26 protein-coding genes and 1 riboswitch are annotated in these 26,728 nt (G+C 40.2%); of the genes, 14 read left to right on the top strand and 12 right to left on the bottom strand.

What is annotated here, in order from left to right; translation table 11 throughout:
- The first annotated feature begins 49 nt into the window (after window positions 1–49).
- Window positions 50–454, top strand: a complete 405-nt coding sequence (locus tag AACZ73_RS04000; RefSeq protein ID WP_339875610.1) for an META domain-containing protein — start codon at window positions 50–52, stop codon at window positions 452–454.
- Window position 455: 1 nt separating this feature from the next.
- Here the strand turns inward: AACZ73_RS04000 and corA are convergent, their stop codons facing one another.
- Together corA and queG are read right to left on the bottom strand one after the other, a co-directional pair.
- Window positions 456–1,568 (bottom strand): magnesium/cobalt transporter CorA, encoded by a 1,113-nt coding sequence (gene corA / locus AACZ73_RS03995; RefSeq protein ID WP_339875609.1) that lies wholly within the window; start codon window positions 1,566–1,568, stop codon window positions 456–458.
- Window positions 1,569–1,585: 17 nt separating this feature from the next.
- The gene (queG, locus tag AACZ73_RS03990) at window positions 1,586–2,521 is read right to left on the bottom strand and encodes a tRNA epoxyqueuosine(34) reductase QueG (protein ID WP_339875607.1); all 936 of its coding nucleotides are present in this window, start codon (window positions 2,519–2,521) and stop codon (window positions 1,586–1,588) included.
- 188 nt (window positions 2,522–2,709) lie between these two features.
- Between queG and AACZ73_RS03985 the strand changes: the two genes are divergently transcribed.
- Both AACZ73_RS03985 and AACZ73_RS03980 read left to right on the top strand, forming a co-directional pair.
- Window positions 2,710–3,810, top strand: coding sequence for a VWA domain-containing protein (locus AACZ73_RS03985; protein WP_339875605.1), 1,101 nt, complete (start codon window positions 2,710–2,712; stop codon window positions 3,808–3,810).
- A gap of 5 nt (window positions 3,811–3,815) precedes the next feature.
- The gene (locus AACZ73_RS03980; RefSeq protein WP_339875603.1) at window positions 3,816–5,339 is read left to right on the top strand and encodes a magnesium chelatase; all 1,524 of its coding nucleotides are present in this window, start codon (window positions 3,816–3,818) and stop codon (window positions 5,337–5,339) included.
- 78 nt (window positions 5,340–5,417) lie between these two features.
- Here the strand turns inward: AACZ73_RS03980 and AACZ73_RS03975 are convergent, their stop codons facing one another.
- Window positions 5,418–5,777 (bottom strand): DUF1304 domain-containing protein, encoded by a 360-nt coding sequence (locus tag AACZ73_RS03975; RefSeq protein ID WP_339875601.1) that lies wholly within the window; start codon window positions 5,775–5,777, stop codon window positions 5,418–5,420.
- A gap of 107 nt (window positions 5,778–5,884) precedes the next feature.
- Here AACZ73_RS03975 and AACZ73_RS03970 point away from each other — a divergent pair, with 107 nt between their 5' ends.
- Window positions 5,885–7,261, top strand: coding sequence for a tRNA/rRNA cytosine-C5-methylase (locus tag AACZ73_RS03970; RefSeq protein WP_339875600.1), 1,377 nt, complete (start codon window positions 5,885–5,887; stop codon window positions 7,259–7,261).
- 295 nt (window positions 7,262–7,556) lie between these two features.
- Window positions 7,557–7,755, top strand: a riboswitch (cobalamin riboswitch).
- 189 nt (window positions 7,756–7,944) lie between these two features.
- Window positions 7,945–10,272: a 5-methyltetrahydropteroyltriglutamate--homocysteine S-methyltransferase gene (gene metE, locus AACZ73_RS03965; RefSeq protein WP_339875598.1), complete on the top strand. Its 2,328-nt coding sequence runs from the start codon at window positions 7,945–7,947 to the stop codon at window positions 10,270–10,272.
- Window positions 10,273–10,316: 44 nt separating this feature from the next.
- Here the strand turns inward: metE and AACZ73_RS03960 are convergent, their stop codons facing one another.
- The 4 genes from AACZ73_RS03960 to AACZ73_RS03945 all read right to left on the bottom strand — a co-directional run bounded on the left by AACZ73_RS03960 (window position 10,317) and on the right by AACZ73_RS03945 (window position 11,674).
- On the bottom strand, window positions 10,317–10,622 hold the full coding sequence (locus AACZ73_RS03960) for a type II toxin-antitoxin system RelE/ParE family toxin (protein WP_339870135.1): 306 nt from the start codon (window positions 10,620–10,622) through the stop codon (window positions 10,317–10,319).
- Window positions 10,619–10,837 carry a hypothetical protein gene (locus AACZ73_RS03955; RefSeq protein WP_339870136.1) on the bottom strand — a complete coding sequence of 73 codons (219 nt, stop codon included), beginning with the start codon at window positions 10,835–10,837 and terminating at the stop codon, window positions 10,619–10,621. The genes AACZ73_RS03960 and AACZ73_RS03955 overlap by 4 nt, the downstream gene beginning before the upstream one ends.
- Window positions 10,838–10,946: 109 nt before the next feature.
- Entirely contained in the window at window positions 10,947–11,291 is a 345-nt protein-coding gene (locus tag AACZ73_RS03950; RefSeq protein ID WP_339870137.1) for a n-acetylglutamate synthase, read from the bottom strand.
- Entirely contained in the window at window positions 11,291–11,674 is a 384-nt protein-coding gene (locus AACZ73_RS03945) for an STAS/SEC14 domain-containing protein (protein ID WP_339875596.1), read from the bottom strand. The genes AACZ73_RS03950 and AACZ73_RS03945 overlap by 1 nt, the downstream gene beginning before the upstream one ends.
- Before the next feature lie 112 nt (window positions 11,675–11,786).
- Between AACZ73_RS03945 and AACZ73_RS03940 the strand changes: the two genes are divergently transcribed.
- Complete coding sequence (locus AACZ73_RS03940; protein ID WP_339875594.1) at window positions 11,787–13,439, top strand: M1 family metallopeptidase; 1,653 nt, start codon at window positions 11,787–11,789, stop codon at window positions 13,437–13,439.
- On the opposite strand, the gene AACZ73_RS03935 is transcribed toward AACZ73_RS03940, so the two are convergent.
- The 4 genes from AACZ73_RS03935 to hflX all read right to left on the bottom strand — a co-directional run bounded on the left by AACZ73_RS03935 (window position 13,436) and on the right by hflX (window position 18,106).
- Complete coding sequence (locus tag AACZ73_RS03935; RefSeq protein WP_339875593.1) at window positions 13,436–13,804, bottom strand: hypothetical protein; 369 nt, start codon at window positions 13,802–13,804, stop codon at window positions 13,436–13,438. The genes AACZ73_RS03940 and AACZ73_RS03935 overlap by 4 nt on opposite strands.
- A gap of 70 nt (window positions 13,805–13,874) precedes the next feature.
- Window positions 13,875–15,545, bottom strand: coding sequence for a PQQ-dependent sugar dehydrogenase (locus AACZ73_RS03930; RefSeq protein ID WP_339875591.1), 1,671 nt, complete (start codon window positions 15,543–15,545; stop codon window positions 13,875–13,877).
- Between the two features lie 115 nt (window positions 15,546–15,660).
- Window positions 15,661–16,728, bottom strand: coding sequence for a PAS domain-containing sensor histidine kinase (locus tag AACZ73_RS03925; protein ID WP_339875589.1), 1,068 nt, complete (start codon window positions 16,726–16,728; stop codon window positions 15,661–15,663).
- A 124-nt stretch (window positions 16,729–16,852) separates the two neighbouring features.
- Window positions 16,853–18,106 carry a GTPase HflX gene (gene hflX / locus AACZ73_RS03920; RefSeq protein WP_339875587.1) on the bottom strand — a complete coding sequence of 418 codons (1,254 nt, stop codon included), beginning with the start codon at window positions 18,104–18,106 and terminating at the stop codon, window positions 16,853–16,855.
- 199 nt (window positions 18,107–18,305) lie between these two features.
- On the opposite strand from hflX, the gene rfbC reads away from it, so the two are divergent.
- The 8 genes from rfbC (at window position 18,306) to purU (ending at window position 25,514) form a co-directional block, all read left to right on the top strand.
- Window positions 18,306–18,857 (top strand): dTDP-4-dehydrorhamnose 3,5-epimerase, encoded by a 552-nt coding sequence (gene rfbC / locus AACZ73_RS03915; RefSeq protein WP_339875585.1) that lies wholly within the window; start codon window positions 18,306–18,308, stop codon window positions 18,855–18,857.
- Entirely contained in the window at window positions 18,857–19,603 is a 747-nt protein-coding gene (locus AACZ73_RS03910) for a CpsB/CapC family capsule biosynthesis tyrosine phosphatase (protein WP_339875583.1), read from the top strand. The genes rfbC and AACZ73_RS03910 overlap by 1 nt, the downstream gene beginning before the upstream one ends.
- Before the next feature lie 16 nt (window positions 19,604–19,619).
- Window positions 19,620–20,573 (top strand): NAD-dependent epimerase/dehydratase family protein, encoded by a 954-nt coding sequence (locus AACZ73_RS03905; protein ID WP_339875581.1) that lies wholly within the window; start codon window positions 19,620–19,622, stop codon window positions 20,571–20,573.
- A 146-nt stretch (window positions 20,574–20,719) separates the two neighbouring features.
- On the top strand, window positions 20,720–22,135 hold the full coding sequence (locus tag AACZ73_RS03900) for a tetratricopeptide repeat protein (protein WP_339875580.1): 1,416 nt from the start codon (window positions 20,720–20,722) through the stop codon (window positions 22,133–22,135).
- 16 nt (window positions 22,136–22,151) lie between these two features.
- A complete protein-coding gene (locus AACZ73_RS03895; protein ID WP_339875579.1) occupies window positions 22,152–22,922 on the top strand; it encodes a phosphosulfolactate synthase in 771 nt (256 codons plus the stop codon).
- A 58-nt stretch (window positions 22,923–22,980) separates the two neighbouring features.
- Window positions 22,981–23,916, top strand: a complete 936-nt coding sequence (locus AACZ73_RS03890) for a DUF368 domain-containing protein (RefSeq protein ID WP_339875578.1) — start codon at window positions 22,981–22,983, stop codon at window positions 23,914–23,916.
- Complete coding sequence (locus tag AACZ73_RS03885; RefSeq protein WP_339875576.1) at window positions 23,913–24,650, top strand: shikimate dehydrogenase; 738 nt, start codon at window positions 23,913–23,915, stop codon at window positions 24,648–24,650. The genes AACZ73_RS03890 and AACZ73_RS03885 overlap by 4 nt, the downstream gene beginning before the upstream one ends.
- Before the next feature lie 9 nt (window positions 24,651–24,659).
- Window positions 24,660–25,514 carry a formyltetrahydrofolate deformylase gene (gene purU, locus AACZ73_RS03880; protein ID WP_339875574.1) on the top strand — a complete coding sequence of 285 codons (855 nt, stop codon included), beginning with the start codon at window positions 24,660–24,662 and terminating at the stop codon, window positions 25,512–25,514.
- Here the strand turns inward: purU and alr are convergent.
- Window positions 25,511–26,665, bottom strand: coding sequence for an alanine racemase (gene alr / locus AACZ73_RS03875; RefSeq protein ID WP_339875572.1), 1,155 nt, complete (start codon window positions 26,663–26,665; stop codon window positions 25,511–25,513). The genes purU and alr overlap by 4 nt on opposite strands.
- Between the last annotated feature and the right edge of the window lie 63 nt (window positions 26,666–26,728).

Raw genomic sequence — 26,728 nt, 5'->3', positions numbered from 1 at the left:
AATCTTGGCTTGGTTTCTGCCTAAATTAAAGAACTAAACTGAACCAACTATGAAGAACATATTATATATTTTCTTAATTTTTTCACTCGCTTCCTGTAGCTCCAAATCATTCCCGGATTCTAAATGGGAAAACAAACAATGGACTCTAGTAGAAATTTTGGGAGTTCCAGTTCAGACTTCAGGCTTGGCCAGTGATGCCAATTTAATCTTTGATGCGGATGATCAGCGCGTAAGTGGATCCGGAGGATGTAATAGAATTTTTGCTCCTTACGAAATCGGTAAGAAAAACACGTTGAAGTTTGGTGAAGTTGGAGCCACAAGAATGGCTTGTCCGAATACCGCTTTCGAAAATAAATTCCTGGAAACAATGAAGTCAGTACGGTATTTTCAACAAGCCGGCGGACAATTGCTGCTGAAAAACGGCGAAAAGAAAGTGATAATGAAACTTCAATAGACTAAAGCCAATTTTTCTTTCTAAAGAAAATAAGCATTCCGATCACCGCTGCTGTCATTCCGGCAATGACAATAAAATATCCATATTTATAGTGAAGCTCGGGCATATTGTCAAAGTTCATCCCATAGACTCCTGCTACAAAACTCAGCGGAATAAAGATCGTGGAGATAATAGTCAGCACTTTCATGATGTTATTCATGCGGTTGGAAAGACTATTCATATAAAGATCTAGTACCCCCGATGACATATCCCTGAACACTTCCATAGTCTCAATGACCTGAATAGTGTTTTCATAAAGATCCCGAATAAAAGGCCTGGTTTCGGGACTGATTTTATCGTCCGCATATTTGTCAAAAGATCCAATTACTTCACGAAGCGGATAGACCGTACGGCGAAGATCCATCATTTCCCTTCTTTGGACATATAGAGAATTAAGCGTTTCATTTCCCGGAGAAGTCATCGCTTGTGACTCCAAATTTTCAATTCGCTCGCCCACATTTTCCATTACGATGAAGTAATTGTCAATCACGGCATCAAGTAGCGCATAAAGCAAATAATCTGCCTTCCGTTGCCGTATTGCTCGCTTTGGGTCTGTAAGCCTACTACGGACAAAATCAAATACATCTCCTTTTTTCTCCTGAAAAGTCAGAAGAATTCCATCTTTCAATACAAAGCTGACTTGCTCATCGTCTATAGGCGCTTCTGGTGATTCACATTGGATCATCTTCATGGCTGCAAAAAGATAATCTTCGAAAGCTTCCATTTTCGGGCGCTGGTCCACATTCAGAATATCCTCCATAGTTAGCTTATGTATCCCAAAGAGCAACCCGATTTTCTCCAGCAATTCTACATCATGCAAACCGATGATATCTATCCATAATACTTTCTTCTTTAGCTTTAGATGCTCCTCAAGCTGGTCCAGATGAATAGATTCTTCATATAGATCCCTCTCATCGTACGTGATGATATTGATTAATACCTTATCCAGCTTTTTCTCTCCAGTGTAAATCAAAGCACCTGGAGGTAAACCTACCTTGTGAGTATTGTTTTTTTTCTTCTTTTTAGGTTTGAAAAGCTTTTGAACAGATTTAAAATTTGGAGTTTGAGGGCTCATAAAAAACTCGGTTCTTTTTATTTGGAATTAAGAAAGTCGACATTTCTTTTTAGTCCAGCAAGTTTAGTGCGCTTTACTGCCGATTTTTTAAAAACCTTTCGAAAAGTTTCTTGGGTGATTTCTTTCCAATCAGCCTTAGAGATATCTTTTAGCTCAGCACTAGGAGCAAACCTAGGTTCTTGATGAGGCTTGGAAAAGCGATTCCATGGACAGACATCCTGACAGATATCGCAGCCGAAAGCCCAATTTTCCATTTGACCTTTGAATTCACTTGGTATCGCATCTTTCAGTTCAATCGTCAAGTAAGAAATGCATCGGGAACCGTCAATGACTCCATTTTCCACAATCGCATCTGTGGGACAAGCATCGATGCAAGCGGTGCAAGTACCGCAGTAATCCTTGGCAAGGGGAGAATCGGGAGTCACCTCTAAATCAATGATGAGTTCTGCAAGGAAGAAGAAACTACCTTGTTGTTTATTCAATAAAAGACTGTTTTTACCAAGCCAGCCAAGTCCAGCTTTTTGTGCCCATTGTCGCTCCATGACGGGAGCGGAATCCACAAAACCACGACCGTCGATTTCACCGATTTCATCACGTAGGGTTTCCAGAAATTCATTGAGTTTGTCTCGAATCACAAAGTGATAATCCTCTCCGTAGGCGTATTTGGCGAGCTTGATGTCGGAGTTACCTCTTGGCAATTCATCCTTTGGATAATAATTATAAACCAAAGAAACCACCGATTTAGCACCTTCCACGAGTTTGGTAGGATCAAGTCGCTTGTCAAAGTGGTTGGCCAGATAACCCATTTCACCGTTGTAATTTCGGTTAAGCCAGTCTTCCAGTCTCGGAGCTTCCTCTTCCAAAAAACCCGCTTTCGCTATCCCGCAAAAGTCAAAGCCCAGCCGTTTGGCGGTGGATTTGATAATTGAGGCGCTTTTTTCGGCTAGGGTCATTCGGTAAAGTTAAGGGAAAGGGATTAAGTGTAAAGTGTTGAAATCTCCAAGTATTTAATTTTACAATCACTTTTATACTATAGCATCGACACCAAACAACTGAGTGATATTCTTAAACTATTCCTTACTTGATAAAACTTTTCTGTTTTCAATTAAACTCATCAGCCACTTCATCTGTTACAGCTACTATGAAAGGATTTCGATTTACTCAGTTCGTACCCACTCAGGATCCTGAGAAGAATACGTTCGAGAATCTACTGAATATATTTTTGCAACTCGTCACCATGACTGGCGGTGATGTAGCTGAAGCCTTGAGTTGGCTTACCAATCTGGATAATCGCTACCAAATGACCAATCCAAATTATGGCATTGGAGATTTTATTGAAGACCTTAAAAGCAAAGGCTATCTAACCGAGGAAAATCAAAAAGGTGAATTCAAAATCACTGGAAAAGCCGAGCAGACCATACGCAAGTCAGCTTTGGAAGAGATTTTCGGTAAGCTCAAGCGAGGAAAATCGGGTCAGCATAAAACCACTCATTCTGGACAAGGAGATGAACGGGGTACTGATCGCAGAGCTTATGAATTTGGGGATAATCTGGATCAGATTGCATTGACGGATTCACTGCGGAATGCGCAGGCCAACCATGGGTTTTCTGGGGATTACTTATTAACAGAGGGGGATTTGGAAGTGGCGGAAAATGAATTTCGCTCACAAACTTCCACAGTGTTGATGATCGATATTTCCCATTCCATGATTTTATATGGCGAGGACAGAATCACCCCTGCGAAAAAAGTAGCTATGGCTTTGGCAGAATTGATTAAAACCCGCTATCCAAAAGACACTTTGGATATAATTGTTTTCGGAAATGATGCATGGCAGATTGAGATCAAAGATTTGCCTTATCTGCAAGTTGGGCCATATCATACAAATACTGTAGCTGGGCTTGAATTAGCCATGGATTTACTTCGAAGAAGGAAAAATCCAAATAAGCAGATTTTCATGATCACCGATGGCAAACCGACTTGCCTAAAAGTCGGAATCAAATATTACAAAAATGCTTTTGGGATAGATAGTAAGATTCTGAGCGAAACGCTGAAACTCGCCGCCCAATGTCGAAAGCTTAAAATACCGGTGACGACTTTTATGATTGCTTCAGATCCTTATCTGAAGGAGTTTGTGAAAGAATTTACCAAAGTGAATAATGGGAATGCCTACTACAGCAGCTTGAAAGGGCTTGGCGACCTGATTTTTGAAGATTATAGACGAAATAGAACGAAACGCTTTTAAGCAATATGGACTACCAAAAACTGACACCAAAGGAACTCACCCAGATAAAAACACTTGGCCAACTGAAGGCAGCTGGCTACCAACCCAAATCAATCAAAGAAGAACTTCGCGATAATTTGATTTTGAAGATCAAGCGAAAGGAAAACGTCTTTGAAGGAATCTGGGGATATGAGGATACTGTGATTCCAGACATTGAGCGGGCGATTCTTTCTCGACACAACATCAACTTACTTGGTCTGAGAGGTCAAGCGAAAACCAGGATTGCCAGAATGATGACACATCTCTTGGATGAATACGTTCCTGTAGTTTTTGGTGCGGAACTGAATGATGATCCTTTGCTACCCTTGACTTCTTTTGCCAAAGATTTGATTGAGGAAAAGGGCGATAATACGCCTGTCACATGGTGGCATAGATCAGATAGATATACAGAGAAATTGGCCACGCCAGATGTATCCGTGGCGGATTTGATTGGTGATGTGGATCCAATCAAGGCTGCTACAATGAAGTTGAGCTATAACGACGAACGTGTAATTCACTATGGTTTGGTGCCAAGGTCACATCGTTCCATTTTCGTGATCAACGAATTGCCGGATTTACAGGCTAGAATTCAAGTAGCGCTATTCAATATTTTGCAGGAAGGTGATATTCAGATCCGTGGTTTCAAATTGAGATTGCCGTTGGATATTCAATTTGTATTTACAGCCAATCCGGAAGATTACACTAATCGTGGTAGCATAGTGACTCCGCTGAAGGATAGAATAGAAAGTCAGATCATTACGCATTATCCTAAGTCTATAGAGATCGGGAGAAGGATTACCGCACAGGAATCCAATCTTAAAGGCAAGCCTGTGGATAATATCTATGTTCCTGAATTGATGAAAGACTTGATCGAGCAGATTGCTATTGAGGCTCGAGGTTCTGAATTTGTGGATGAGAAAAGCGGTGTTTCTGCGAGATTGACGATTTCGGCTTACGAAAACTTGATTTCCGCTGCTGAGCGCAGAATGTATATGAATGGAGAAAGCAATACAATTATTCGGATTGCGGATCTGATTGGAGTGATCCCTGCTATTACTGGAAAGGTGGAACTTGTCTATGAAGGCGAGCAGGAAGGCGCAGGTTTAGTTGCTTATAATTTGATCGGAAAAGCCATCCGTTCGCAGTTTGTAAATTATTTCCCTTCACCTGAGCAGAAGAAAAAAGAAAAACAAGGCAACCCATATGTGCTGCCACTGGCTTGGTTTGGAGAGGGGAATGAGTTGGATATTCTAGCTTCCCAAGCGGACAAGGAATATAAATCAGCACTTCATTCCGTTCCAGGATTGGAAGAGGTAGTGACTCAATTGGTAAAAGATATGTCGGAAAAGGAGAAGGAATTCTTTATGGAATTTGCACTTCATGGATTGGCGGAATTCTCTCAGCTGAGCAAAAAAGTGCTTGATACAGGATTACAATTCAAGGACCTTTTTAGCTCCATGTTTGATATGGGGCCGGGCGATGAAGATGATTTTGAGGAGGATGATTTATAAGGTTTAAAACCGCAGAGACGCAGAGGGCGCAAAGTTTATTAAGATGAACCTTGCGCCTTTTGTTTTAAAAGGGATTATTTAAAGATGCAACAATACCAAGGCGATTAGCGCTGGTAAACCCTGCACCCAAAAGATTTTTTTACTTGCCGTCAGTGCACCAAAAATTCCAGCAACCAACACACAACTCAGGAAGAATATCGCTACATAAAAGGCCCATTTGTGATCCTCAATGAACAGCGACCAAACCAATCCTGCTACCAGAAAGCCATTGTATAGTCCCTGATTGGCAGCTAGTCCTTTGGTTTTAGGAAATAATTCTGCTGGTAGGGATTTGAAAGTTTTTTTTCCGATTGTTTCCCAAGCGAACATTTCGAAGTATAAAAAGTATAGGTGAAGGGCAGCAATGACGCCAATGAGAATTTTAGCGAGGATTTCCATAAATCTTTAGAATTTAGACAATCTAGCAATCTCTAAGATTTGGTAAAGCATTTCAGTTTCTGAAAACTGATTACTGAGACTGCGAACTGTTGACTTATATTTGTTCCATGCCAGAAACCAATCTTCCTAAGGAATTCGAGTCTCAGATGCTCGAACTACTCGGTCAAGCCGAATTTGAGCAATTCAAAGAAGCAATTAATAATCCTTCCCGAACTTCCATCAGGTTAAATTCTGCCAAAACTTTTTCACTTTCATGGAAAAACACGCCCATACCATGGTCCAAAACGGGCTTTTTTTTGGAAGAACGACCTTCATTTACTCTTGATCCTGCGATACATGCAGGAGCCTATTATGTGCAGGAAGCATCCTCTATTTTTATCGAGCATATTCTTAATTCCCTGGAAATTCCCAAGGGAATTTATCTCGATTTGGCCGCTGCACCTGGCGGTAAATCAACCTTGCTTTCTTCCTATTTAGGTAGTGAAGGAATGCTGGTTGCCAATGAGGTCATCCAGCCTAGAGCTCAGATTTTGAAAGAAAATATTATCAAGTGGGGATTGGGAAATGCTGTGGTTACCAACAATGATCCTGGTCATTTTTCTCCTCTGGAGGGCTTTTTTGACTTGGTTCTTGTTGACGCACCTTGCTCTGGAGAAGGAATGTTTCGCAAGGATCCTCAGGCTAGGGAAGAATGGTCCATTGACAATGTGCAGCTTTGTTCTGCCCGGCAAAAACGGATCATGGATCAAGCCGGCGCTTTGGTTAAGGCTGATGGATATTTGGTTTACAGTACCTGCACGTTCAATGAGGAGGAAAATGAAGATATGATCCGGTTTTTGACGGAAGAGTTTTCGTATGAGCCGGTTCGAATTCCGTTAGATGCTAGTTGGAATATCAGGGAAACCGAGGTAGAAGCTGAAGGAAAAACATTTTATGGCTATCGATTCTTCCCGCATTTGGTGGAGGGAGAAGGCTTTTTTATTACGGTTTTGAAGCGATCAACAGAGGCTTATATCCAAGAACCGAAGCGAATAAAAGATTTCAAACATCCTTACCTGAAGGAAGTATTTAATCGGGAATCCAGCGATTTGGATGCGGAATTAGGGTTTGATGGTAGCGGAAAATTCTATACACTAAATGATTCTTATTTCAGGTTTTCCAAAGATTGGAATCTGCATTTTCAGAAAATTTCACACCATTTGAGCTTGAAGTATTTTGGAGTGGAAATTGGGAAAAAGCAGAAAAACGACTGGATTCCAAATCATGAGTGGGCTTTATCCACATTACCTAAAAAGAACTTCCCTTCCCATGAGCTTTCGGAAACTGAAGCCATTGAATTTTTGCGTAAAAATGAGTTTGAAATCCCTGATTTACCAGTTGGCTGGGTGTTGATAACTTATAATAACTTACCTCTTGGCTGGATCAAAAACTTAGGAAACCGTGTGAATAACTATTATCCGAAAGAGTGGAGAATTAGGCTATAAAGTTTAAAGTACGAAGTAAAAAGTCTCAAGTACAAAGTAGGTGGTCCATCATAGCATTGAAATGTTGGTTAAAACTGGTTGTTGGGGAATTGAAGTTTAGAAGTGCCTCCTATCTTCGATTTACTACAAGTAAAGATGCAAATGCGTATTAGGATTTGGTAAACACTTAGATTTAGGTGACTTCGGTCATCGGTCTTCCGTCCAGTATATCAAAGAGAATTTGGTTGCTGGCATCATTACGGGTAATTACATAATTTTCACTACTTTCACCGCTGAAATAGTTCTTAACTTTATTTCTTTATCAACCGGAAGAGGTTTTACTTAGCTGTAGATTAATAGGGAATCGTGTGAAAATCACGAACTGTCGCGCAACTGTAAGTAACATACCAAAGACGATCATCCTCGCATGTCCACTGTCGCCCACACCACGGAGACGGGAAGGACGATGAAAGTCGTTACAAGTCAGGAGACCTGCCTATTCCGAATTGACGATGCTTCCGCGAAATGAGGCCTTTTAGTCTAGTTTGATGCGTTTTCTTAGTATACTATTATCTGTGTCCCTCGGCTCAGACAATTCCTGCTATGCGCGTATTTTACTTTTCGATTTGCCCTCAATTCGCCTGCATGGTGAGATCGAGCTAAAGAGCTTTTAACTAATTATTCATCATTAAAAGTTAAAAGAGATGCAAACGCATAATCTTGGCTATCCGCGAATTGGTAGCCACCGAGAACTCAAAAAAGCCTGCGAACAATATTGGTCAGGTAAAATCACAACTTCTGATCTGCTTACATCGGGAGAAAAAATCCGAAAAGCGAACTGGCAGTTTCAAAAGGATGCTGGAATTGACCTCATTCCGTCAAATGATTTTTCATTTTACGATCAAGTGTTAGACATGTCTTTGATGGTCGGTGCCATCCCTGAGCGCTATCATGAGGTGATACTCCAAAAAGGAGGAAATGAGCTGGACTTGTACTTTGCGATGGCGCGTGGCTACCAGCAAAATGGACTGGACATCACTGCGATGGAGATGACCAAATGGTTTGATACGAATTATCATTACATCGTTCCTGAGTTTACCAAAAATCAAGAATTCAAATTGTTCTCCACCAAGGTTATTATGGAATTCACTGAAGCTAAACAAGTAGGAATAACGACCAAGCCAGTTTTGATCGGCCCAGTTTCCTATTTGCTTTTGGGTAAAGAAAAGGAAGAAGGTTTTGAGCGTATCGACCTGATCAAAAACCTCCTTCCAGTTTATCTGGAAATACTGAAAAAACTCGATTCTCTGCATGTGGAATATGTTCAGTTTGATGAGCCTTTCTTTGCGATGGATTTAACCGAGAAAGAGAAAAATGCTTTTACATACGTCTATAAAGAGATCAAAAAAGCTTTCCCTTCTCTTAAAATCACCCTTGCTAATTACTTCGATTGCTTCGGGGAGAACTTGGAAACAGCACTTTCCCTTCCCATACACACACTTCACTTAGACTTAGTAAGATGTCCTTCACAGCTAGACGACATTCTTGATTCGGGGAAATTGAATGCCAATGTGAAGCTTTCTTTGGGAGTAGTAGACGGCAGAAATATCTGGAAAAATGACTTTCAACATTCACTTTCGCTTATCAATAAAGCGGTAGATAAAATTGGTAAGGATCGTGTTTGGATAGCACCATCTTGCTCATTGATACATTCACCTTGTGATTTAGATTTGGAGGAAAATACAGAATCTCTTCCTGCTGAAGTGAAGCAATGGTTGGCCTTTGCGAAGCAGAAAATCAAAGAGGTGGTAGCTCTCAAAAAACTTGTAGAAGATGGTAGTTCCATAGAGAATTTGGATGTTTTGGCACAAAATCTACAAGAAGTGGAAGACAGGAAAAATTCCACTCTTATCCACAATGATCAGGTGAAAAACAGAGTAAATGCTATCAAATCAACGGATGATAAGAGGCGAAATGAGTTTTCTACTCGCCAGTCCATCCAAAAAAAGGCATTAAACCTCCCACTTTTTCCCACTACGACTATTGGCTCTTTTCCGCAGACCACAGAGGTAAGATCCTGGAGGGCTCGATTCAAAAAAGGGGATTTGACTAAGCAGCTGTATGAAAAGCTCTTGGAAGATGAGACTAGAGAATCCATTCTTTGGCAGGAAGAAATCGGCATGGATGTTCTCGTGCATGGAGAATTTGAGCGGAATGATATGGTCGAGTATTTTGGTGAGCAGTTGGCAGGATTTGCTTTTACGAAATTTGGCTGGGTGCAGAGCTATGGAAGCAGATGCGTGAAGCCGCCGATTATCTATGGCGATGTGTATAGACCGGAACCGATGACGGTTCGCTGGTCAGCTTTTGCGCAGTCGCTTACCGAAAAACCTGTGAAAGGAATGCTCACTGGCCCAGTTACGATTTTGCAATGGAGTTTTGTACGAAACGATCAGCCAAGATCTCAGACTTGCACACAAATCGCGTTGGCGATACGCGATGAAGTGATCGATCTTGAGAAAGCCGGAATAGGTGTTATTCAGATTGATGAGCCTGCTATCAGAGAAGGTTTACCTCTGCGCAAAGCTGACTGGCAAAATTACTTGGAATGGGCGGTTCGGGCCTTCCGACTTTCGGCAAGTGGAGTGAAAGATGAAACCCAGATTCACACGCACATGTGCTATTCGGAATTCAATGACATCATCCAGAATATTGCGGACATGGATGCCGATGTGATTACGATCGAGTGTTCGAGATCTCAAATGGAATTGTTGGATGCCTTCGCGGAGTTTAACTATCCAAATGAAATTGGACCAGGAGTATATGACATCCATTCGCCACGAGTGCCCTCGAGAACTGAGATGATCCAACTAATGGAAAAAGCTAAAGCTGTAATCCCAGCGGCAAATCTATGGGTGAATCCTGATTGTGGCCTGAAAACCCGTCACTGGGAAGAAACCAGAAAGGCTTTGATTGAAATGGTGGCTGCTGCGAAAGAACTTCGTGAAGCTGTTTCTGAGCCCGTGAGCTAAAAAATATGCCTGGCGGGTTTTGAATCCGCTGGGCATTTTACTTTTCAGGATTTCATCTTTGATGGGTTTTGTCTTGAATCAAAAAAATCGATTACATATATCACATCCTTTTCAATCCTATAGATTACTTTGATATTCATGTGAAAAATGCGCCGATGATTTTTACCCAAGTGAGATAAGAATGGTTCCTCCTGACCCAAAAAAGGGTTTTTTACCAGATTTTCTATTTTTTTAAATAGCTCGGCAACAATTTTATCTACAATAAATTCAGGTATTTCAAGTTCAAAAAGGTAGAAATTAATTGTATTATCCAATGATTTCCATGCTCCTTCGGAAAAGCGAAGTTTCATTTACCTAGTTTGTTGGATACGCGTCTTTTTATTTCATCCATATCCATCACTCTATCATATTTTATATCCTCCTCCGATGCCTGGGCAGCAGATAGTAACCTTTCTTGATAGTCAGCTTTATTGGCTAAAAAAGTTTTGATTTCCTCTAGCCATTCTTCACTTTCCACATCAGCGATCATGGAATATATATCTAATTTCAATTTTTCCTTTTTCATAATCGTTTGATTTAAAACACTCTAATATACGATAAAACCAATTTTAGTATTGCTTCGATCTAGCAATTTCGTAACATCAAACACCCAGCATCGAACATCCAACCTGCACTCAAATCTCCTCTACTACACTTTTCCCTTTAGACCGATCACCAGAAGTCCATTCCCAGGTTTCATGGAGACGGATTTTACCATTTTCTAGGATTTCTGGTTTGGAATGGCAGATACCAGTCATCAGTTCCCCAGCGGAATTCACCTGATGATAGCGCATCGTAATATTTCCGGCTTCATCTACCAGACCAATTAGATGTCCTTTGAGGATTTTTCCGCCAGAATATTCTGCAGTCAGAATAGTACCTTCTTGGTGATAGTGGAAAACTGTCTCGGCGGAGGTTTCGCCGTTTTCTGTGTTTTGCACTGCGCGGAAAGCACGGTTATTATAATTGATCGGATTCATTACAATTGATTAAGCCATTTTTTTGCTTCCTCATCATCTGTAAATGACTTCATCGGAATCGGCGGTTTCTGGAATTTGAATAAGATACGCATGATGAATTGGGAAAGTCCAGGCTTCGAAACCATTGCCATTGAGGTGTAGATTTCAGGAAGTTTAGCCGTGGAAAATTTCCTCGTAGCCTTATCAGGAACTGGTGAATCGCAAAGATAAATCAGCAAAGGAACTGGCTTATTTCCAGTAATGCTTTTTACCAAAGCCACATTGTCGGCTATCAGCTGGACCGTGCGCTTGATGGATTTGGAATAGGAATACAGAATTTTTCCATCGAAATAATAGTCCGCAATTTCGCCTTTGATTAGTGACGATTCGGCTGGTTTCTTCATGCGTTGACAAGATTCATTTCACTAAAATTAAGTCCTTTCGTGGAAATGTATGGCTTTTCAATAAATCCTTCCAAGTATCTTGTGAGTTCAAATCCCAAATTTTGACTTCGCCATGAGATTTATACTTCTAAGTTTTTCCCTACTTCTTTGTCTTAGTGCTCAAGCACAGATGTTTCCTCATGGAGAGGAATTTACAAGACAGGATACCCTTCGAGGTACGATCACTCCTGAGCGTGCCTGGTGGGATCTACAATATTATCATTTGGAAGTAAAAGTAGATCCCGAGACCAAGTCGCTTTCAGGCAAAAATACCGTGCGATACAAAGTGTTGGAAGATGCAAAGCGCATGCAGATTGACTTGCAAGCGCCTATGCAACTCACCAAAGCGGTGCAGGATGGAATCGAATTAGAAATTGAGCACGAGGGAAATGCGCATTTTATCACTATGAAAGCTTCGCAAAAAGTGGGAGAAGAAAAGGAAGTGATTTTGACTTTTTCAGGAACACCTGTGGAGGCAGTTCGCCCACCTTGGGATGGTGGATTGACTTGGAAAAAGGACAGCAATGGCCTTCCCTTTATTGCTAATTCCAATCAAGGACTTGGCGCTAGCATCTGGTGGCCAAACAAGGATCATATGTATGATGAAACTGATCAGGGAGTTTTGATGAGCGTGACTGTTCCGGAAAATTTGATGGACGTTTCCAATGGTCGATTGATAGGAACGGATCATGACAAGGACGCCAAGACCAAAACCTATCACTGGGAAGTGAAAAACCCAATAAATAACTACGGAATCAATATCAATGTGGGCGATTATGTCCATTTCGGAGAAAAATACAAAGGCGAAAAAGGCGAACTGGACATGGATTATTATGTGCTGCGGGAGAACTTAAAGAAAGCCAAAAAGCAATTTGCCGATGCGGCCAGAATGATGGAAGCCTTTGAACATTGGTTTGGACCGTATCCGTTTTATGAGGACAGTTATAAACTAGTGGAAGCACCCTATTTGGGTATGGAGCATCAAAGTTCTGTGACCTATGGGAATGAATATGAAAATGGCTATTTGGGTCGTGATCTGAGTGGAACAGGCTGGGGATTGAAGTTTGATTTTATCATCATCCACGAGTCAGGTCACGAGTGGTTTGCGAATAATATCACCTACCGAGATATCGCCGATATGTGGGTACATGAAGGCTTCACTTCTTATTCTGAGAACTTGTTCTTGGATTATTTCTATGGAAAAGAAGCTGGGTCAGCTTATACCTTAGGTTTGAGAAAAGGTATCAAAAACGATATTCCAGTGATAGGCACATACGGTGTGAATCAGGAAGGTTCTGGCGACATGTATAACAAAGGTCACAACATGCTGCATATGATCCGCCAGATTGTAAATGATGATGAGAAATGGAGATCAATATTGAGAGGCTTGAATTCTGAGTTTTACCATAAAACAGTCACCACCCGACAAATCGAAAATTACATCTCTCAGAAAGCTGGAATTGATCTAAGCCCTGTTTTTGATCAATACTTAAGGGATATTCGAATTCCTATTTTCAGCTATTATTTGGAGGAAGGTAAGTTGTTTTATCGTTGGGAAAATGTAATCGATGGATTCGATATGCCGGTGAAAATCTATGTCGATGGAAAGGAAATGGTTTTGAAACCTACTCAGGGTTGGCAATCAGTTGATGTTTCGCAGAAAAATGCCGAAATCATTGTGGATAAAGATTACTATGTTGGCTCGATGAATATTTTGGGAAATTAATTCAAAAAGGGAATAAGCACTTCCTTTGCTTTTTCTTCAGTGAATAGAACCAGGCCGGTCATGTTATCGCCTGGGTATTTGAAGACAATCATTTGATTTCCCAAACACTTCACCTCAAATCGCAGCGGAGGATCTATGTCATCGATGAATTCTAGAATTCCTTCAGGAGTTAGTTTACAGTCCAATTCGTATTCTTCACCGTTTTCTGTCTTAACTGAAGTACCATCTTCAAAGAAAGTGTAATAGGAGTTAATCTTTCGGGTTTCGTCTAGACAATACCAAGGGTTTGCAATTAACAGTTCTCTGGTAATTACCTTACCGAAAAAAATGATATCAACGGACAACTGATTGATAAAGTCGAACATAGCAATTCAATTTACTAATTCGTTTCAACTTTAGCTGTATAAGTTTTTAAGCTTTTAGATAGGAATTATTCTAATCCTTGATCTTGTAGATTTTTCCGTCGGCTTTGGTCATCAAATAAATTTGGCCTGTCTTGTCCTGTCCAAATTTGAGGTCCACTCGTTTGCTTCCACAAAGTTCCTGGAGATCCATTTCCTTTCCTTGAAAAGTAATTCCCCAACTTTTGACAGGGACATTGTTCAAGTCACTAAGATCTGCAAAAAGAAGGCGTCCAGACGTTATATTTCCAAAAACCCATTTGCCCTCAAGCGGGCCTGAAGGCATGAAATATCCTCCAATAATTGCTGCAATTTCATCGTGGTCGATTTGAATAATAGGGTGAGTAACATCTAGCTTATTATCCTGATCATTTATCGGATAAACACTGCCCATATCACCATAAGGATTGATAATGAAACTACCTTCTCTTATTGGCCAGCCATAAAATTTGCCCGGCTCGATTCGATTTAGTTCCTCTACGTTATGATGGCCAATTTCTGTGGCAAACATTCTACCTGTATTGTCCCAGAAAACACGGTTAGGATTTCGGAAACCGTAGGCATATACTTCTCCGGCCTTTCCTGCTTTCCCAACAAAGGGATTATTTTCAGGAATCCCATACTTGCCATTTTTACTATTTCTCTCTGCTGGATCAATGCGCATGATACTACTCCAGATTTTTGAACCCTGATGATCAGCCAAAAAAGCAAAGCCACTTTCCGCACTTCCTCCATCACCAAGAGCAATATAAAGCAAACCGTAACCCTCACTTCCGGGTTTGGAGTTTGGATTAAAAGCTAATTCCTGAACTCCATGAATCTGGGTTACTACATCTATTCGCATGAATTCACGTCCTTCTCCTTGAAAAGTAGGAGCTTCAGGATTATCAGTTTTCCATTCCGTCAATACCCATTGCATTGTGACTTTTATGCTATCTGCATAGTCAAAATCAGCGGGCATAGTTCCGGAAGGCTCTGTATGCGAAGTATATAAAAGCCCATTGCTGCTGAATTCGGGGTGGAATGCATAGCTCCCAAATCCTGTGGCCAAGCCTGGCTTAGAAACCAATTTTGGTCGAAGTTCTTTTAAAGGGAGATAAACTGAATGTTTCCCATCTTTTAGCTCGTAAAGTGTGCCATGCTGATCACTCACAAATGTCCTTCCCGAAACAGGCTCAGACTCCAATTTGGTGATCTTGGCTAGTGGTGGTTCAGGATTTGATGCGGGAATCTGGGTATAAAACTCTAGTTCTAATCGTACGCCGGAATCAGGAATACTATCGGGAATAGGATCCGCTAAACCAGTTTGAGGAACTGTATCGGGTAAAGTTGCATAAGTATGAATGTATGCCAAAAGTGAATTTATGTCCTGATCGGTCAAGCTAGAAAAAGCTGGCATGTAGGTATTATAAACTTCAAAAAGCGCTGCCGCTCTAGGGTCATTTGAATCGATGACTTTAGCAGGATCTTGAATGAAATTCCTAACCCATTCTGTTTCTACACTATGAGTGACCCCGCTAAGATTGGGACCAATTCCATTCTGCTGGAAATTGTGACAAGTGCTGCAATTATTTTCAAAAAGTACTTTTCCAGCTTGGATTTGCTCCTGATCAGTGCTGATATCACTGCCAAATTCATTTTTTTTTTGTGAACAGGAAAAAAGAGCTATTGCTGTAAAAAAGAATAGGATTACTGATTTATACATTGCTGCTAATTAGTGGTTTTACACTTTTGTGGCAAACAATTTATTTTGATCGGTTAAACTGTCCTGCTTATATAGTGCAATTTCGAAAAACGCAATAAATTTTGCTCTATATGGGCTATTGGTTTACTATGATTGTAAATGTTGTTCCGTGATTGAGTTCACTTTCTACTTCTATAGTTCCACCGAGACTTTGGACATGGTTGTACACCAAATAAAGGCCAATTCCTCTGCTGTCTTTTTGAGTTGTGAATGATTGCTGGAATCCAAAAATCTTATCCCCAACCTTATTCAAATCAAAACCTAATCCATTATCTGAAAATTTCAAGTAGACTTTATCACCAATCAGAGCAGAAGAAATTTTAATAACAGGTGAGGTGTGTGCTTTTTTATATTTTACCGAGTTAGTGACCAAGTTTAGGAAAATGCTTTCTAAATATGTGGCGTTCGAATTGATTTTAGAGATCGCATCAAAATTTACATCTATTCTTGCACCCGCATTTTTAAGAATAGAACCTATAGATTTAGACACATTCCTAACCACCTTTCGAAGATCCACCTCCTTAACTGGTATATAAAGAGATTTTTTTTCCTGTAATTCTTTTGAGTAGATATTTAGTTTATCCCGCAAATCTTCACAACACATTTTGAAAACCTCCATCAGTTCGAAGGTTTCTTTGTCCGTAATATGTGAATAGTTTATTAGCTCAAAAAGGGATAGCAGGTTATTGATCGGAGACCTTAGATCATGTGCAGTCATGTGCCCTATATGACGAAGATCTTTATTGGTTTCCGTCAAGTCCGCCAAAAGTGCATTTCGCTCAGCTTCCAGCTCCTTTTTAGGAGTTATATTCTTAGCTATCGCAAATACTATTTGAGAATCCTGTACGGGCTGGGAAGTCCAAGAGAGCCAAACTATTTCACCCGATTTAGTAACGTACCTGTTTTCGAAGTTAAGCAGAGGACAGGAATTAAGTAATTCAGTCCTTACTCTGGCAGTGGTCTGCTTATCTTCATGATAGATAAAATTATGAATAGGTGAATCGTACAATTCCTCATAAGAGTACCCCAAAAGTTGCTGTACGGAAGGATTTACTTTCTTAAAATATCCATCGAACCCGGCAATGCAAACTAAGTCAGGAGTCAATTCAAAGAAAATATCGTACTGGGAAAATTCCGAATTCATTATCGTGGGTTTATTGAAACTCTATTGCCAAAATATTAGCTAGAATAATCAAAGATCCATCGAAACAGAAAGAAATTTAATCATACGCATACTAGGTTAAGAATTGATTGCTACTTACTTCTATTTATTCTTGCTCGATCTTAAAAGTTTCGTCTTCCAAATAATGAGGATAGATTTTTCGATGTTGCTTTTTCACTTCTGTGATCAAAGCCTCGCGGAAACCCTCCACATTCAGTCCGCTTGCAGCAGCCATAAACACTGGTGGAATTCCGGTCTTCTTACCGTAAGCCTCCGCCAGCGCGTCGAAATCATGAAAATCAGCTTCTTCCAATTCCAATTCCGTCATATGCATGCTTTCTTCCTCGCTTGGCATAGTTTCTACCAGATCGATTTTATTAAACACAAGCAAAATAGGCTTGTCTCCGGCTTTGATTTCATTCAAAGTTTCGGTGACTACAGCGATATGATCCTCGAAATGCGGATGGGAAATATCCACAACATGTACCAAAAGATCCGCCTCACGAATTTCATCCAAGGTAGATTTGAAAGCTGCGATTAAGTGGGTCGGGAGTTTCCTAATAAACCCAACAGTATCAGAAAGTAGGAATGGAACATTTTCCAAAACCACTTTCCGTACAGTAGAATCTACCGTAGCGAAAAGCTTATTCTCAGCTAAAATATTTGTCTTGGTGATGAGGTTCATCAGTGTAGATTTTCCTACGTTGGTATAACCGACTACTGCTACCCGCACAATTCCTTTTCTACCTTTTCGCTGGGTTTCACCTTGCTTTTCTATCTCACGGAGCTTCTCTTTCAAAAGTGTGATTCTCCCTCTGATATCTCGCTTATCCGTTTCAATTTCCTTTTCACCTGATCCTCCACGTGTGGTCGTGCCCCCTCTCTGGCGCTCCAAGTGAGTCCAAAGGTTAGTGAGTCGAGGAAGTAAATATTGGAATCGAGCAAGTTCTACCTGCGTTTTCGCTTGGGCGGTTTGTGCTCTTTTTAAAAAAATGTCCAGAATCAAAAGAGATCTATCGTAGATCGTGACCTTCAGTTCATTTTCCAAGTTTCTCATCTGGGAAGGAGATAGGTCATCATCAAAAATGACCATGTCGACATCAAAATGCTTGATATACGCTTGAATTTCTTCAAGTTTTCCTGAACCCACGAAAGTCTTGATATCCGGCTTTTCCATTTTTTGGGTAAAGCGATGTACAGTCTTTGCGCCTAAAGTTTCTGTCAGAAATGCCAATTCATCCAGATATTCATCGGTTTGCTGATCAGTTTGATATTGACGTATTACACTTACTAAAATAGCCGTTTCCTCTTTGACGGCTGTTTCATGAAGTTTTTGAAGTTTTCGGGAATGTTTACTCATATTTTAATTGCTATATCGAAACAATGCGAATAACTGAAATATAGTTTCCTATTAGTCTCAGAACCCTCATTATTACTCTTGCATTTTGCGACTTCTTACTTTGGAGAACTTAAAGTTCGACATATTTCCTTAAAATTGATTAGGATAGTGAACTGTCTGTTGGTTATTTTGCCTTTTAAACGCGAAACAATAGCTCAAGATGGCCCAAATAAAAAAAGCAAACCTGAATGGTGTTTTAGAGATATTCCCTAGAATTTTTGAAGACCAAAGAGGATATTTCTTTGAATCATATCGTGAAGACTGGCTACTTGCTGAAGGTGTAACACATGGATGGGTACAAGATAATCAGAGTTATTCCCAGAAGGGAACCGTCAGAGGACTTCATTTCCAGAGAGGTGAATTTGCTCAGGCAAAACTGGTTCGGGTGATACAAGGAAAAGTTTTGGACGTGATCGTGGATTTGAGAAAAGACTCGGCGACATTTGGACAAAAATATTCTACCATCCTGGATGCGGAAAGAAACAATCTAATGTATGTTCCGGCAGGTTTTGCACATGGATTTTCTGTATTGGAGGATTCGATTTTTGCCTACAAATGTTCCAATTACTATAATAAAGAAAGTGAAGGTGGAATCCTTTGGAATGATCCCGCTCTGCAGATAGACTGGCAGGTAGAAGTTCCTATGACTTCTGATAAAGATGCTGTGTGGCCAACTTTGGAAGAATTCAAAACTAGCGAAGGAGGATTATAATGGGGTTTTTAGATCTGTTCAAGAAAAAGCCAGAGGAAATCGAAGAATTGGACCTAAGTTGGTTGGAGGTAGACATGCATTCGCATTTAATTCCAGGTATAGATGACGGGTCTAAAAACATGGAGGAATCCATTCAATTAATCAAGAGGCTTTCCGGTTACGGCTTGCGTAAAATTATTACCACTCCGCATATTATGGCAGAGTATTATAGGAATACTCCTGAGATAATCAATATGGGGCTGGAAGATCTTCGGAGAGCGATAAAAAACGAGGGTATATCCATAGAAATTGAAGCGGCTGCGGAGTATTACATGGATGAAATTTTCCTTGAGAAAATTAAAGATGGGGAAGAAATCCTGACTTTTGGTGACAACTACATTCTGGTAGAGACAGGGTTTATCAATAAGCCTCAGATGCTTTTGGAAATCATCTTTCAACTCGAAATGGCAGGTCTTAAACCTATTCTAGCGCACCCAGAGCGTTATCAATATTTAATCGCAGACAAAGGTCTACTTCAGGATCTCACTGACCGAAAGATTATCTTTCAGGTAAACCTGCTTTCTCTTACAGGTTTTTATTCTAAGCCTGTTAAGGACTTCGGCGAAATGCTGGTGGAAACAGGCTTGGTTAGATTTTTTGGTACTGACTGCCACAATCCACGTTATTTAGACATGATGGAGACTTTACCTAAATCAAAATTGTACAGTAAAATCAAGCAACTTCAGTTGCTAAATTCCTCTCTTTGATTAGTCATATTAGTCAATGAAAATTCTCATTACAGGCATTACAGGCTTATTTGGTAGCTATCTGGCTAAGGAATTTGCAGCTCTTGGTGAGATTCATGGCTTCCGCAGAAAAAAATCCTCTTTAAGACTTCTTGAAGGAATTGATTTTCAGATTATTTGGCATGAAGGTGAGCTTTCGGATATAGAATCTCTGGAGTCCGCAATCACCGGAATGGATTTGGTCGTTCATGCAGCAGGTAAAGTTTCTTTCGATTCCTATGACGAAGATAATCTACATCGAATCAATGTAGATGGCACGACTAACCTGGTAAATGCAATGCTGAATGTAGGGGTGAAAAGACTAGTTCATATAAGTTCTGTCGCAGCAATAGGCAGAAGCCCAGAATTGAGTGAAATAGATGAGAATTTCAAATGGGTAGAATCTCCTTACAATACACATTATGGGATTTCCAAATACTTGGCTGAGCTGGAGGCTTGGAGGGGAGAACAGGAAGGCCTGGACCTTATTGTGGTGAACCCTTCAATATTATTAGGAAAAATCAGTGATGACCGAAGCTCTTCAGATATCTATCATTATGTGTTGGAGGAAAATTCCTATTACCCCACAGGAGATCTAAACTACATTGATGTACGGGATGCAGCGAGACAAGTAAGGGAATTAGTGGAAAAAGAAGCTTGGGGAGAGCGCTTTATCTTAAACAAAGAGAAGATTTCTTATAAGAAATTCTTTGAAATCATGGCTTCCGTATTCGGAAAAAAACCACCTGCTACTGCAGTAAACCAAGTAATGCTAAAAACGGCCGTTTTCTTTAATAACTTCTTTAGGAAAATAGGATTGAGCAAAAGTCCTTTAAATAAGAAAACAGCAATGATCTCTCAGCAAAAAGTATTCTTTGATAATTCTAAAGTAAATAAGACACTTAAAAGTAATTATCGTAGTCTGGAAGACACCTTTAGATGGGCAAAGTAAACTTATTTTTGATCACCATCGTTTCTACTCCAACTCGCCAGATGAGATTCAGCTGTTTCTTACAAATGCGAAAATAAAATTTTAACAAATCGAGATTTTGAGAGACCAAATTAATTGGTAACTTAAATAAACCATAATACATCCTAATGACCGGAGATCACGATCACGATTGGGAAAATGATAAGAAGCTGGTAGAGCGATTTGAAAATTCCCTGCAATCCAATCTGGACCTTTATTTTGAAGAGGAAGAATTGGAAGATATCATCCGATTTTACTTTGATCAACAGAAGTTTCTAAAGGCTTTACGTGCTGCTGAGTTTTCTCTGGAAAGGTTCCCTTTTTCAGTAGAAATCAAGCTCTTGCAGGCTCAGTGTCTTATTTTCAACGACGAGTTGGAAGAGGGATTGGGTATTTTGGAAAACATCAATAATATTTCTCCCAATAACGAAGAGATTATTCTTGCTTTAGCTAACGCACACATCTTGGCAGGAACACCTAGAGAAGGAATTGAATTACTGGAGAAGTTTCTTCCATTGGCAGAAGATAAAGCAGAGGTATTTTACTCGTTAGGTAATCTATACCGTGTCCAAAACAATAACGAAAAAGCAAGTTTCTACTTTAAAGAAGCTGTAAAAAATCGCATCAATCATGAGGACGCTCTTTTTCAGTTGGCGATGATCACTGAGGAAGAAGGCTCTTTCGATGAGATACTTGATTTCTATCAGGAATTTATTGATCAAGATCCTTATAGCGCAGGTGCCTGGTACAATCTGGGCGTGGTATATAATCGCCTGGGAAGATTTGAAGATGCAATTAAGGCGTATGATTATGCCATTTTGATCGATGACACCTTCGCTTCGGCCTATTTTAATCTGGGAAATGCCTTAATGAATACCCAGCAGTATGAACTCGCATTGGAAGCTTATCAAAACACCATTAACTGTGAAGGCGCAAATGCGGAGAACTGCTGCTATATGGGTGCTGCATATGAGAAGCTGGATAAAATCGAGGAGGCTTTCAAATATTTTAAGAAATCTGCCAAGTTTGATGAGGAGTACGACGATGCCTGGTTTGGACTCGGAATGTGCATGTTGAAGAAGGAAAAATTCTTCGAAGCGATACATTATTTTAAAAAAGCGTTAAATCTTACTAAAGAAAACGCAAATTATTGGGTAGGTCTTGCGGACGCTGAATTCAATCTTGGCAATATGCAGGCAAGCTCCGAAGCTTATGAGGAAGCTATCAATCTAGAGCCCGGAATTCTGGAAACCTATGTGAATCTGGGACTTATATATTTCGAGCAAAACCGCTTTGAGGAAGCTATCGATGTGACCCGTGAAGGTATTGAGGAAATGCCGGAAGAGGCAGAGCTATATTATCGCTTGGTAGTGTACCTTATCAAAATGGGCAATTACAAAGAGGCGTTTTCATTTTTGGAAAATGGGTTAACTTTGGACTTTGAAAAGCATACCATCATGTATGATTTGATGCCGGAGCTTAAGCAGCAGAAAGCCTTATACAAGATTATTGCCCAATATCGAGAGCAAAATCTCGAGTCGTAACATTAAAACCTCGCTAATGAATTATGAGCTGAATAATATCCCTGTTCGGACTGAAAAGCCGCGAACCAAAGGATTTACCATGGCTATGGACAAAGGCCTAAGCCTCCGTGCCACAGAAGATTTTGTAGACAGTTGTTCTGATTTTGTAGACATCGTAAAGCTAGGCTGGGCAACATCCTATGTGACCAAAAACTTATCTCAAAAACTGGCAATCTATAAGGAGGCTGGAATACCCGTATACCTAGGAGGAACTCTTTTTGAAGCTTTTATTGTAAGAGGTCAATTTGATGACTACAGAAAAGTGCTAGATAAATACGATCTGTCATTTGCTGAAGTATCAGATGGTTCTATCTCTCTAAACCACGATAAGAAATGTGAATTCATTTCTACACTGGCCAAGCAAGTAACTGTACTATCTGAAGTGGGATCTAAGGATGCTGCTAAAATAATACCTCCTTACAAGTGGATAGAGCAGATGCAGACAGAGTTGGATGCAGGAGCTTGGAAAGTAATAGGAGAAGCCAGAGAAGGGGGAAATGTTGGCCTTTTCAGAGATTCCGGGGAAGTTCGACAAGGATTAGTGGAAGAAATTTTGACTCAGATCCCTGAGGAAAGAATCATCTGGGAGGCTCCGATCAAGTCACAGCAGGTCTGGTTCATTAAATTAATCGGTGCAAATGTGAATCTTGGAAATATTAGCCCTTCGGAAATAATTCCTTTGGAAACAATTCGACTAGGTTTGAGAGGGGATACATTTGATCACTTTTTGGGAGAAATAAAATTGTAATTCGACTTAACTCACTACAGGCTGATTGGAATATTCCTATCAGCCTTTATTTTTGACCATGGATTCTATTAGAAAGTATGTGCTCACCTACCTAAAGGGCATGAGCATGGGAGCGGCAGACATCGTACCGGGAGTATCCGGTGGTTCTATTGCGCTAATCACCGGCATATACGAAGAGTTACTTCGTAGTATTAATTCCTTCAATGGAGATAGTCTAAAGCTGTTGCTAAGGTTTGAATTCAAAGAATTCTTCAAAGCAGTGAATGGGGCCTTTCTAGTAAGTCTATTTTTGGGAATTCTTACAAGCATTTTTTCGCTATCCAAGCTCATCACTTATTTGATGGACGAGCACCCAATTCCACTATGGTCATTTTTCTGCGGGCTGATTTTGATCAGTGCCTTTCTTATTCTGAAAGACATCAAGAAATGGAGCATAGGCGTAATAATCGCATTAATCATCGGCACAGTTGCTGCGTATTTTATCACCGAATTACCGCCTACATCTAGTCCTGATGCACTATGGTTTACCTTTGTAGCAGGTGCTATTGCTATTTGTGCCATGATTTTGCCAGGAATCAGCGGAAGCTTTATTCTTCTGATTTTAGGGAAATATGAGCCAATATTACATGCAGTTTCAGAGCGTGATTTTGTTACTCTTGCTGTTTTTGCTTTGGGATGTATTGTTGGTTTATTGTCCTTCAGCCGTGTCATTTCTTGGTTGCTCAAACATTATTATTCCATCACTATAGGATTGCTTTCAGGCTTTATGCTTGGATCAATCAATAAATTATGGCCTTGGAAAATTGTCACAGCCTACCGAACTTCCTCTAGTGGAGAAGAAAAGCCGTTTTTGACTAAAAATCTATTCCCAAGTGACTACTTAGATCAGACAGGTTTTGAACCAAAATTAGTATTGGCTGTATCTGCATTCCTATTTGGGATTATTTTAGTGTATGGGATAGATCGTCTAGCAGCATATTTAAAGAAATCATGAGGAAATTCGGACTGATAGGGCATCCGCTTACACATTCATTTTCCAAGAAATATTTCAGCGAGAAATTTGAAAGGGAAGGTATAGAAAATTGTTCCTATGAATTATTTGATATTCCAAACGCATTTGAGCTAGATGATATTCTTAATGATAATCCAGAAATCGAAGGCATCAATGTGACCATTCCCCACAAGGAAGACGTGATCGCATTGATGGATGACTTGGAAGAAGCCTGCGAGGAAATCGGTGCGGTAAACTGCATTCATATTCAGGACGGGATTCGAACAGGATACAATACAGATTACATTGGGTTTAAAAATTCACTTTCTCCTTGGCTCGGTGGCGTAAAACCAAAAGCATTGATTCTAGGCACTGGAGGAGCTTCGAAAGCCATCACACAGGCATTAATAGATTTGGATATAGAGTTCCTGAATGTATCCCGCTCGGAAGATGAGGACCAAATCACATATGAGGATCTGGCCTCAGATCCAGAAATACTGAAGACTCATCATCTTATCATAAACACCACTCCACTAGGCACATTCCCAAATGTAGAGGGAATTCCAGCTATTCCTTTAGCGCAATTTTCTTCTTCGCATTTTGTGTATGATCTAGTGTATAACCCTCCGGTGACCACTCTAATGAAGGCCTGCCTTGATGCCGGAGGAAAGGCTAAGAATGGATATGAAATGCTTGTTTTACAGGCAGAGGCCTCTTGGGATATCTGGAATAGTTAATTATTCGTCGTGAAAAAAGCCATTCTCATTATTCAATGTCCTGATCAAAAGGGAATAGTAGCTGCAGTCTCCGGATTCCTTTATTCCTACCAAGGAAACATACTGGAAGTAGATCAGCATGTAGACGAGGAAATGGGTATGTTTTTTATGAGAGCAGCATGGGAATTAGATACTTTTTCTCTGGAGAAAGAAAAGATTGCTGAACAGTTTAAGTCAGAAGTTGGGCAGCGGTTTCAGATGGATTTTAAACTTCATTTTAATTTCCCAAAGCCGAGAATGGCCATTTTCGTTAGCAAACTTTCTCATTGTTTGTTTGATATTTTGGGCCGACACTATGCAGGACAGTTAGACGTTGATATTCCTTTGGTATTGTCAAACCATGAAAGTTTGAAAGAAATCGTGGAGGCATTTGGAATTCCATTTCATCATATTCCCCTTACTCCGAAAACCAAAGCTGCTGCCGAAACAAACCAGCTGGAGTTGATGAAGGCCAATCAAATTGATTTCGTGGTGCTGGCAAGATACATGCAGATCTTATCGGTAGAATTTATCCAGCATTTCCCAAATCGGATTATCAATATTCACCATTCATTTTTGCCTGCTTTTGTAGGGGCTAAGCCCTACCATGCCGCATTTGAACGAGGCGTGAAAATCATTGGCGCAACGGCACATTACGTCACAGAAGAATTGGATGCAGGGCCTATTATAGAGCAAGAAGTTGCCAGAGTTAGACATCATAATACAGTCGCTGAATTAGTGCAAATCGGTCAGGACGTAGAAAAAGTAGTGCTCTCCAAAGCCATCAAATATCACATAGATCGCAAAGTGATGCCGATCAATAACAAGACAGTGATTTTCTATTAAGGGATAATTTTCCTTGGAATGTCTTTGGGTAATCGGGTAAGCATTTCATAGTTTACCATCTGAGTAGACTCGGAAAAGGATGCGACAGTTATTTCTTTACCACCTTGCTTTCCGATGAGTACAACTTCATCTCCCACTTTCAGATCTTTAATTTTGCTGACATTCACAGCAATGGCATTCATAGTGACAGTGCCTACGACTTGGCAATATTGCCCCTTAATCAGCACCATGCCCTGATTACTCAGCAGGCGACTATATCCATGTCCATACCCTACTGGGATGATGGCAAGTCGGATATTTTCAAGCGCCATATAGCTATTACCATATCCAACAAACTCACCTGTCTTCACAGCTTTCAGACTCATGATGCAGCTTTTCCAGGTGATGAGACGTTTTAATGGGTTTTTATTTCCTTTGGGTAGAGAATTTAGCTTCGCAAAAAAAGTCTCCTTTGTAGGCCAAAAACCATATCCAGCTATACCGATTCTTACCATATCCATGATAGTTTCAGGGAAAATAAGAGTTGCAGCAGAGCAGGCTGTATGATATATTTTGAATTCTATATTCTGCCCGTTAAAAAATTCCTTAAAATCGTGATATCGTGCGATCTGGTTTTTAACTCTCACGAAATTGCTCACTGATTCTGCTCCTGCATAATGAGTACATAGCCCTTCTATAGAAATGAAATCAATATTTTTCAAGAGTTTTTCAGCAAGTTTTTCACGCTGAATCCAATCAAATCCAGTTCTATGAAATCCAGTTTCTACTTCAATATGAACTTTTGCCCTGACACCGATTTGCCTTGAAACGGAAATTGCTTTTTCAAGCCTTTCAAAGTCAAAAACATAAAAGCTGATTCCCTTTCTAATCAGTTCAGGAAGCTCTTCCAAGTGAAGCATTCCGAGAATCATGATTTCTGATCCTTTTTTTGAATTTTCTAAAACTTCCCAAGCTTCGTCTGAACTAAAAGTACTGAAATGACGAATTCCTGCCTTTTCAGCTATTTCGACCATTTGCGATATCCCATGACCATAAGCGTTTCCTTTTACCACAGCAGAGATGGTGGGTTTTGGCCCTATTTCAGAACGTATGTATCGGATATTCTGTCTGTAAGCTTTTGCGCTGATCTCAAGCGTAGATGTTGCAATCATTTTATACTGTCAATTGAAGTCAAAAAGTAAGGCTCTCTACCTCCTTATCCCAATTCTTGGTTA

It is taken from the genome of uncultured Algoriphagus sp. (assembly GCF_963974835.1).
Taxonomy (GTDB): domain Bacteria; phylum Bacteroidota; class Bacteroidia; order Cytophagales; family Cyclobacteriaceae; genus Algoriphagus.
The sequence above is the reverse complement of the archived record's forward strand: the minus strand, read 5'-3'. Positions and strand labels throughout refer to the sequence as shown.

Bases quoted from the DNA above. Each gene is read 5' to 3' on its own strand.
- AACZ73_RS03945 (WP_339875596.1), bottom strand. From the start codon at position 11,674: ATGAAGAAACCAGCCGAATCGTCACTAATCAAAGGCGAAATTGCGGAC.
- AACZ73_RS03935 (WP_339875593.1), bottom strand. From the start codon at position 13,804: ATGTTCGACTTTATCAATCAGTTGTCCGTTGATATCATTTTTTTCGGT.
- AACZ73_RS03890 (WP_339875578.1), top strand. From the start codon at position 22,981: ATGGATTCTATTAGAAAGTATGTGCTCACCTACCTAAAGGGCATGAGC.
- hflX (WP_339875587.1), bottom strand. From the start codon at position 18,106: ATGAGTAAACATTCCCGAAAACTTCAAAAACTTCATGAAACAGCCGTC.
- alr (WP_339875572.1), bottom strand. From the start codon at position 26,665: ATGATTGCAACATCTACGCTTGAGATCAGCGCAAAAGCTTACAGACAG.
- AACZ73_RS03925 (WP_339875589.1), bottom strand. From the start codon at position 16,728: ATGAATTCGGAATTTTCCCAGTACGATATTTTCTTTGAATTGACTCCT.
- AACZ73_RS03950 (WP_339870137.1), bottom strand. From the start codon at position 11,291: ATGAATCCGATCAATTATAATAACCGTGCTTTCCGCGCAGTGCAAAAC.
- AACZ73_RS03980 (WP_339875603.1), top strand. From the start codon at position 3,816: ATGGACTACCAAAAACTGACACCAAAGGAACTCACCCAGATAAAAACA.
- AACZ73_RS03885 (WP_339875576.1), top strand. From the start codon at position 23,913: ATGAGGAAATTCGGACTGATAGGGCATCCGCTTACACATTCATTTTCC.
- AACZ73_RS03895 (WP_339875579.1), top strand. From the start codon at position 22,152: ATGAATTATGAGCTGAATAATATCCCTGTTCGGACTGAAAAGCCGCGA.
- AACZ73_RS03985 (WP_339875605.1), top strand. From the start codon at position 2,710: ATGAAAGGATTTCGATTTACTCAGTTCGTACCCACTCAGGATCCTGAG.
- AACZ73_RS03975 (WP_339875601.1), bottom strand. From the start codon at position 5,777: ATGGAAATCCTCGCTAAAATTCTCATTGGCGTCATTGCTGCCCTTCAC.
- AACZ73_RS03960 (WP_339870135.1), bottom strand. From the start codon at position 10,622: ATGAAACTTCGCTTTTCCGAAGGAGCATGGAAATCATTGGATAATACA.
- AACZ73_RS03940 (WP_339875594.1), top strand. From the start codon at position 11,787: ATGAGATTTATACTTCTAAGTTTTTCCCTACTTCTTTGTCTTAGTGCT.
- AACZ73_RS03930 (WP_339875591.1), bottom strand. From the start codon at position 15,545: ATGTATAAATCAGTAATCCTATTCTTTTTTACAGCAATAGCTCTTTTT.
- AACZ73_RS03910 (WP_339875583.1), top strand. From the start codon at position 18,857: ATGGGGTTTTTAGATCTGTTCAAGAAAAAGCCAGAGGAAATCGAAGAA.
- corA (WP_339875609.1), bottom strand. From the start codon at position 1,568: ATGAGCCCTCAAACTCCAAATTTTAAATCTGTTCAAAAGCTTTTCAAA.
- AACZ73_RS03955 (WP_339870136.1), bottom strand. From the start codon at position 10,837: ATGAAAAAGGAAAAATTGAAATTAGATATATATTCCATGATCGCTGAT.
- queG (WP_339875607.1), bottom strand. From the start codon at position 2,521: ATGACCCTAGCCGAAAAAAGCGCCTCAATTATCAAATCCACCGCCAAA.
- metE (WP_339875598.1), top strand. From the start codon at position 7,945: ATGCAAACGCATAATCTTGGCTATCCGCGAATTGGTAGCCACCGAGAA.
- rfbC (WP_339875585.1), top strand. From the start codon at position 18,306: ATGGCCCAAATAAAAAAAGCAAACCTGAATGGTGTTTTAGAGATATTC.
- AACZ73_RS03900 (WP_339875580.1), top strand. From the start codon at position 20,720: ATGACCGGAGATCACGATCACGATTGGGAAAATGATAAGAAGCTGGTA.
- AACZ73_RS04000 (WP_339875610.1), top strand. From the start codon at position 50: ATGAAGAACATATTATATATTTTCTTAATTTTTTCACTCGCTTCCTGT.
- AACZ73_RS03905 (WP_339875581.1), top strand. From the start codon at position 19,620: ATGAAAATTCTCATTACAGGCATTACAGGCTTATTTGGTAGCTATCTG.
- AACZ73_RS03970 (WP_339875600.1), top strand. From the start codon at position 5,885: ATGCCAGAAACCAATCTTCCTAAGGAATTCGAGTCTCAGATGCTCGAA.